Genomic DNA, 2,246 nt, shown 5'->3' with positions numbered 1-2,246 from the left:
AATAATTTTTTCTTCCTTTATTTATCGGCAGGTTTTTTAACCTGCCTTTTCTATTTGTAAGGCGGAGTTCACTCCGCTATTTTATGATGATTTCGGCAGTCTCAACTCTGCCCTACGATAAAAATAATTATGTTCCAAGACAACCCATTACTCGCACAACTCAAACAACAAATTCATGACAGCAAAGAACGTGTAGAAGGCACGGTAAAAGGCTCCGATAAAGCCTATGGCTTTTTAGAATGTGATAAAAAAAGCTACTTTATTGCGCCACCTGCCATGAAAAAAGTGATGCACGGCGACAAAATCAGCGCCACGATCGAAAAACAAGGCGATAAAGCTCTGCCAGCATTCCTGTTTGGGGCGCCTTAAAAGAACCGTTAACAGCCGAACAATTTGCCGAACGTATCGAACAGGTGTTAAACCGCAAACCATTAATTTGCACGGAAAACGGACCGCACTTTATCAGCAAAATCGGTATCTGCACCGGTGGAGGCCAAGGTTACATTGATCTTGCTGCAGCCCAAGGTTGCGACGCCTTTATTACAGGCGAAGTATCTGAACAAACGATCCATTCTACGAGGGAGCAAGGGATTCATTTTTTTGCTGCAGGTCACCAAGCCTTGGGCGAGTGGCTGGCAAAAGAACACGGTTTTGAGGTGGAATTTAAGGATATGGATAATCCGGCATAACAGATTTACCCTTGACTTCTCTATAAAATATATGTATAGAATCAGTAACCATCTAGGAATAGAAGTATTATTTCTGCTGGTATTTTAATTATTACATTCTAACAAGAGGAGAAACACTATGAGTAAAGAATTCGATGCAAAACGCAAAGAACTGTTAGAAGAACTAAATGACATTTTGAATAATGCTGAAGAGCTCTTTAATGAAAAAAGTGAAGCCGGCGCAGAAGAACTGAAAAAATTAAAAAAAAGTTTAAGTTCTCAAGTTAAAGCGATTAAAGGACAATTTAGCTCTCTTCAAGAAGAAGCCGTTGAAAAAACTAAAGAGGTGATTAAGAACACTGATACTCTAGTACAGGAAAACCCCTACAAAGCCATCGGCACTGCCGCTGTTATTGGGTTATTACTGGGCGTACTCATCAGTAAAAAATAGTTGTTATTTACTAAAATCGTTCTACTAAATAATGGCTGCGTATACTAGTTTTTCTGCGCAGCCAATTTTCGTTTCAGACAGCTTAAGGAGATGGAATGCAAATCATACAAAAAATTAAAAATACATTGATTACAACCCTTGAGTTAACACAAATCCGTTTGCAAATGCTTCGGATTGACTTTATCCAGCTAAAAAATTCTTTGTTATCAACTCTCGTTATTATACTATTCGCCTTCTTACTTTTATTAGTTTCTTTTATTAGTTTATTATTTGGTTTGAATTCCTACCTTTCTCCAGAAAATAAAATTACCGCATTTTTTTCTATCAGTGTTATCGCACTATTGATTGTTTTGTTTTTAGCCTTTGGGTTATCGCGTTTTTTGAAAAAACAAAAAACATTTATGATGGATACAGTAAGAGAGATACAACAAGACATTAATGCATTAAAAAATATTATAGGTAAATCCAAACAAGAGTAGGAGAAGTGATAATGCGTTTAGAAGAAGAAAAAGAACTTTTAGTACTCAAGGGCAATATATTGCGACTTAAATTACGTTCACAAGGTAATACAACAAAACGAGAAATTTCATCTCCTCTCCAGAATATAAATTTCTTAGGTTCAGTGTTAAATCAACCCTTAATACGTTCTTTACTATTCACGGCAATAAGTAAAAAACTGTTTACCGCCCGCAGCATTGTTGTTACTGGATTAGGCTTAGTTACGCTCTATGCACTTGGCAAACATAGTCAGCATAATCAATCTGAATAAATTAGCTTTTAATAAATTACCCTAACATATCGGAACACTTACTCTGATAATTGCTCCTATAAGGCAAAACAAGTATAATTTCGCCAATTTTTTCACTAAAACAAACAGGAATAATTATGGGTTTCTTAACAGGTAAACGTATTTTAGTTACAGGTCTCGCTAGCAACCGTTCTATCGCCTACGGCATTGCAAAAGCGATGAAAGAGCAAGGCGCAGAATTGGCTTTCACTTATTTAAATGAAAAATTACAACCGCGCGTTGAAGAATTTGCCAAAGAATTTGGCGCAAACATCGTGCTTCCGTTAGACGTTGCCACCGATGAAAGCATTCAAAACTGCTTCGCAGAATTAAGCAAACA

4 protein-coding genes and 2 pseudogenes are annotated in these 2,246 nt (G+C 36.7%); all 6 read left to right on the top strand.

Going from position 1 to position 2,246, the window contains the following annotated elements; genetic code table 11:
* Nucleotides 1–129: 129 nt before the first annotated feature.
* A pseudogene (locus QZ106_RS09845) lies at nucleotides 130–336 on the top strand (exoribonuclease II); the annotation flags it as partial.
* A gap of 2 nt (nucleotides 337–338) precedes the next feature.
* Nucleotides 339–689 (top strand): annotated as a pseudogene (locus QZ106_RS09840) (Nif3-like dinuclear metal center hexameric protein); the annotation flags it as partial.
* 118 nt (nucleotides 690–807) lie between these two features.
* Nucleotides 808–1,119, top strand: a complete 312-nt coding sequence (locus QZ106_RS09835) for a DUF883 domain-containing protein (protein WP_295976647.1) — start codon at nucleotides 808–810, stop codon at nucleotides 1,117–1,119.
* Nucleotides 1,120–1,214: 95 nt separating this feature from the next.
* Complete coding sequence (locus QZ106_RS09830) at nucleotides 1,215–1,598, top strand: phage holin family protein (protein WP_295976646.1); 384 nt, start codon at nucleotides 1,215–1,217, stop codon at nucleotides 1,596–1,598.
* An 11-nt stretch (nucleotides 1,599–1,609) separates the two neighbouring features.
* On the top strand, nucleotides 1,610–1,888 hold the full coding sequence (locus QZ106_RS09825) for a hypothetical protein (protein WP_295976645.1): 279 nt from the start codon (nucleotides 1,610–1,612) through the stop codon (nucleotides 1,886–1,888).
* 116 nt (nucleotides 1,889–2,004) lie between these two features.
* The coding region (locus tag QZ106_RS09820) for an SDR family oxidoreductase (protein WP_295976644.1) at nucleotides 2,005–2,246 on the top strand (242 nt) is incomplete at its 3' end.

Origin of the sequence: uncultured Aggregatibacter sp., assembly GCF_901873365.1 — a bacterium.
Classification (GTDB): Bacteria; Pseudomonadota; Gammaproteobacteria; order Enterobacterales; family Pasteurellaceae; genus Aggregatibacter.
Note: the sequence above shows the minus strand (reverse complement) of the source record. Positions and strands in the feature narration are given on the sequence as shown.